At 43.1% G+C, this 4,440-nt stretch carries 4 protein-coding genes; all 4 read right to left on the bottom strand.

Annotation, left to right across the window (positions count from 1 at the left end):
• Positions 1-118: 118 nt before the first annotated feature.
• On the bottom strand, positions 119-1,432 hold the full coding sequence (locus tag I8U17_RS17780; protein ID WP_198059963.1) for a nucleobase:cation symporter-2 family protein: 1,314 nt from the start codon (positions 1,430-1,432) through the stop codon (positions 119-121).
• A 346-nt stretch (positions 1,433-1,778) separates the two neighbouring features.
• The gene (locus tag I8U17_RS17775; protein WP_033102052.1) at positions 1,779-1,958 is read right to left on the bottom strand and encodes a hypothetical protein; all 180 of its coding nucleotides are present in this window, start codon (positions 1,956-1,958) and stop codon (positions 1,779-1,781) included.
• A gap of 606 nt (positions 1,959-2,564) precedes the next feature.
• On the bottom strand, positions 2,565-3,383 hold the full coding sequence (locus tag I8U17_RS17770; protein ID WP_033102051.1) for a carbohydrate ABC transporter permease: 819 nt from the start codon (positions 3,381-3,383) through the stop codon (positions 2,565-2,567).
• Between the two features lie 26 nt (positions 3,384-3,409).
• Positions 3,410-4,300, bottom strand: coding sequence for a carbohydrate ABC transporter permease (locus I8U17_RS17765; RefSeq protein WP_198059962.1), 891 nt, complete (start codon positions 4,298-4,300; stop codon positions 3,410-3,412).
• Positions 4,301-4,440: the final 140 nt, after the last annotated feature.

Genomic DNA, 4,440 nt, shown 5'->3' with positions numbered 1-4,440 from the left:
CCTGAACATAGAAACCTTCCTTCGGAATGTTTTTTTATACCTTTTCAACAAAAAAGGCTGTTGACCTTCTTTGTCAACAACCTCGGAGAGGATCAAAATCCTTCTCCTTTTTCTCATTTTATAAGGTTTCTGCAGCAGATTGGGGAGTGTTGACATGTTGTGCGGTTTCTTTTTTTCGGTTCAATATGAGGTTGAGGATGATGGCCGTTAAGCTGCCAATGACAATTCCGTTGTCCACGATTACCCGGATGGACTCGGGGATTTCTTTAAATACTGAGGGAACGACGGAGATTCCCAGTCCGATGCCGATGGAGCAGGCAACGATGAGCAAATTCTCGTTTTGTTTGAAATCAACGGTGGAGAGAATGCGAATTCCCGAAGTAATAACCATTCCAAACATCGGTACCATTGCTCCTCCCAGGACCGCATTGGGGACAATGGTTGTGATCGCCGCGATTTTGGGAAGCAACCCCAAAACCATCAAGATGAGACCGGCGGCGACAATAACCGAGCGCGATTTGATTTTGCTAAGGGCGACAAGACCGACATTCTGCGAAAAACTGGTGTAGGGAAAAGAGTTGAACATCCCGCCGATCACATAGGCCAATCCTTCTGCCAAGAAACCTTTTTTGACGTCATTATCGCTTAATTTTTTTTCGCACAAGTCGGCCAGGGCCATGAAGACACCCAAAGATTCGATCATACTGACGATGGCAACCAGGGTCATCGTAAGGATGGAGGACAGGTGAAACTGCGGTAAACCAAAATGGAAGGGTTCCACGAGTTGAAACCATTTTTCTTTACTGACGGAGGTAAAGTCAACAATTCCCAATCCCCAAGCCACGGCCGTGCCGATGATCATGGCGATCAAAACGGAAATCGAGCGAATGTAGCCTTTGAAAAAGCGGTTAAGCAAAATTACAATGACCAAGGTGAGAGCAGCCAAACCCAAATTTTCGATTTTTCCAAAGGACTGCGAACCTTGTCCGCCTGCGACATTGTTCATTGCTACGGGAATCAACGAGACGCCGATCGTGGTGACGACCGAACCGATGACGACAGGCGGGAACCACTTGACAATCTTGCTGAAAATCTGTGAAACGATCATCACGATGATCCCGGAAGCGATGATGGAACCGTAGATTGCCGGTAATCCTTCAAGTTTGCCGATGGTGATCATCGGTGGGACGGCAGTAAACGTGCAACCCAGGATAATCGGGAGTTTGACGCCGAGGAATCGCCCGCCTGCCACTTGCAAGAGAGAGGCAATTCCGCAGGTAAACAGGTCAATCGAAATCAGGTAAGCCAAGTCTTGTTGATTCATTCCCAAGGAAGACCCGACGATCAAGGGAACAACAACTGCTCCGGCATACATGGCCAGTACATGTTGAAATCCCAAAAATAAAGTCTTCCAGATCCCTAAATTATTCATAAGAAACCTCCTGAGATAAGAAGTGAACGATTGGTGGATCGAAAGAGAAAAAACGATATAAAAAACGAACAATTACATTAATATAATAACGCATTGTTCTGTTTTTGCAAATGTTTATCCAATCAAGCCGCCAGAGCGATTCTAAGCGGGTTTAGAGCCTTTTTATTTTTTTGATAGGTTTGGGTATTGGAAATAAGAAAAACGGCCTTAGAATCGAAATAAGAAGGTTGTTATTTTCGGGAATAAAGGAAGAAAGAATCTTAAAAGGATATATTTACCTCGATTGGCCGGAAGGATACCAGGGATGAAGAAGATCCATTCGACACCCGAAAAACTATGATACCAATTAAAATTCCTCATCAGAATCCAATTCTTCAATAAAATCCTTTAAGTCATTTGCCAGGTTATTAAGAGTGAAACTCTTACTGTGGTTGATCTGCTCCAAGCGGTCAACGGCACGCTGGATGATATTTTTAGCTTGTCTCAAGTCTTGAATCGTCAGATCCAGTTGATATCTTTTATCCAATTGTAAGCCCTCCAGAAAATGATTTGTCTAATACAATAGTGGTAGACCGGGAATAAGTCAAGTTGAAAGAATTATCCGAACTATGTATTTTGCAAATTGGTTTGCGCTAAAAACAGGATACAACCAATCGTCGGAATGCCACCATGAATAAATGCTGCCAGAAGCAAGATGGTGATTATCGCATGTACAGGGAGAAGCATCAGCCGGGTTGCCGAGTAATATTTTGCGGTTGAAAAAACTGAAGACAGTTTCTGTAAGAGAGATCTTCAGGTTGGAAATGATGATCAGAGAAACCGGGGTTATATGGGTGTTTTCGGATTACATAAACAGGGATAAAAGGAGATGAATAGGAGAAAAATCGCCTCCTGATCCCCTGTAATCCCCTCACATACCGTAACAAAACAAATATTTTGTTACGGTATGTAAATCTGATCTTCTTCCTTTGGCAAAATTTTGGTTTCCTCTTATTCATATCTTCTGTTTCTCTCGTCTCTGTCTCGTTAGAAAAAGTTAACTATAGTTTTGAGAAATTATTTTCTTTTAAATCGTATTAAAACCACAAGAGGTCCGATTAATTAATCGGACCTCTTGTGAAAATCATCTACCCTATTTTATTCCGGTGGTTGCGATCCCTCGGATAAAGTGGCGTTGGAAAATCAGGAAAACAATGATAATCGGAATCGTCATGATCATTGTTCCGGCCAGAATATGATTCCAGAAAGCGTTATATTCCCCGTACAATGTGCTTAAACCGACAGGCAAAGTATACATTTCTTCTGAACTGGCCAGGAGATTGGGCCACATAAAGCTGTTCCAGTTGCCCATAAATATGAAAATCGTTTGTGTGGCCAAAGCCGGTTTGCTCAGGGGCAAAATGATCTTCCAAAAAACGCCCCACCGTGAAAGTCCGTCAATAAAACCCGCCTCCTCCAACTCCCTGGGAATTGATAGGAAAAACTGGCGCATGAGAAAAATGCCGAAGCTGTTTACCATCCAGGGGATGGTCAGACCATAATAGGTATCGACCCAATTCAATTTGCTTAGGAGAATATAGATCGGAACCAGTATAACCTGAGGAGGAATCATCATAATCCCCAGTACGAGGTAAAACAAAAATGACCTGCCCCGAAACGGAATTCTTGCCAATGCAAACCCGGCCATTGAATTGATTATCAGATTCCCCACCGTGACAACAGCGGCGACAATTAAGCTGTTGATAAACCACTGAAAAAAGGGGTATTCATGGCTGAAGATCAAATTCGTATAGTTCTCCATGGTCAATCTGGATACAGGCACCCACCATTTGTTTGTATCGGGAGTCAACTTAAGCGAAGTGAAAAACGACCACAGAAACGGAAAAAGTGTGATACAGGCATAGCCGATGGCGATAATGTAAAGGAATATTCGTGCCGCTCTTTTCCACATGGAAACTGATCCTCCTCGACTCCGCATTATTGATAAGTCTCATCCTTGAAAATTTTCCTTTGGATGATTGTCAAAATTAAAATAACGGCAAACAGGAAAAAGGCAATGGCTGAAGCATAACCCATATCAAATTGCTTGAACGCTTCATTATACAGGTATAAAACGACGGTCAAAGTGGCGTTCAAAGGGCCGCCGTCCCCTTTGGAAATGATGTACATTTGGTCAAATACCTGAAATGTCCCGATAATGGACAACACAACGATAAAAAAAGTGGTTGGTTTCAAAAGCGGCAAAGTAATATGCCAAAATTGCCGCCATCCCCCTGCCCCGTCCACTCTTGCCACTTCGTACAAATCTTGCGGAATCTCCTGCAAGCCGGCAAGGTATATCACCATAAATTGCCCGACTGTCGTCCAGATCGCCATCAGCATGATTGAGGGCAAAGCAAAATCAACATCCATCAACCAGCTTCTTCCCTGAATCCCGAACTGGGACAGAAATAAATTGACCAAACCCTCTTTTTTGAAAAGGTAGAGAAACATAACGGAAACGGCTACAGATGAAGTGACGGTCGGCAAAAAATAAGTAACGCGAAAAAAAGTTTTCCCCTTGATCTTGCTGTCTACGATCAGTGCCAATAACAGAGAAAGGCTGACTTGAACCGGTACGACTCCCAGGGAATAAAGCGTGGTATTCCAGAGAGCGCGATGGAATCGCTGATCTGTAAATAAGCGCAAATAGTTATCCAACCCGACAAACGAGGACAATTCGGGATTAAGGAAAGAAAAATGCTGAAAGCTGAGATAAAAGGCATAAAGGATCGGACAGATAAAAAATGCGGATAAACAGGCCACTGCCGGCAAAACGAACAGATAACCCATAAATGGATCGCTCGTCCAGCGCTTTTTCCGTTTCATGTTTTCACCTCACCTGATGAAAAAAGAGAGAGCAAAAAGCGCTCTCTGAGATTGATGACAAACCCCCCCCTTTTCTTCGGAAAAGGAATGGGGTTTTGTATATTTCTAGGATATATACAGATAAAGTAAACCTGATGTGA

The organism is Thermoactinomyces sp. CICC 10521 (genome assembly GCF_016055135.1).
Lineage (GTDB): Bacteria > Bacillota > Bacilli > Thermoactinomycetales > Thermoactinomycetaceae > Thermoactinomyces_A > Thermoactinomyces_A daqus.
This window is presented reverse-complemented; position numbering and strand designations above follow the sequence as displayed.

What these genes read in the sequence shown, in the direction of transcription:
- I8U17_RS17780 (WP_198059963.1), bottom strand. Translation starts at nt 1,432, where the DNA reads ATGAATAATTTAGGGATCTGGAAGACTTTATTTTTGGGATTTCAACAT.
- I8U17_RS17770 (WP_033102051.1), bottom strand. Translation starts at nt 3,383, where the DNA reads ATGTGGAAAAGAGCGGCACGAATATTCCTTTACATTATCGCCATCGGC.
- I8U17_RS17765 (WP_198059962.1), bottom strand. Translation starts at nt 4,300, where the DNA reads ATGAAACGGAAAAAGCGCTGGACGAGCGATCCATTTATGGGTTATCTG.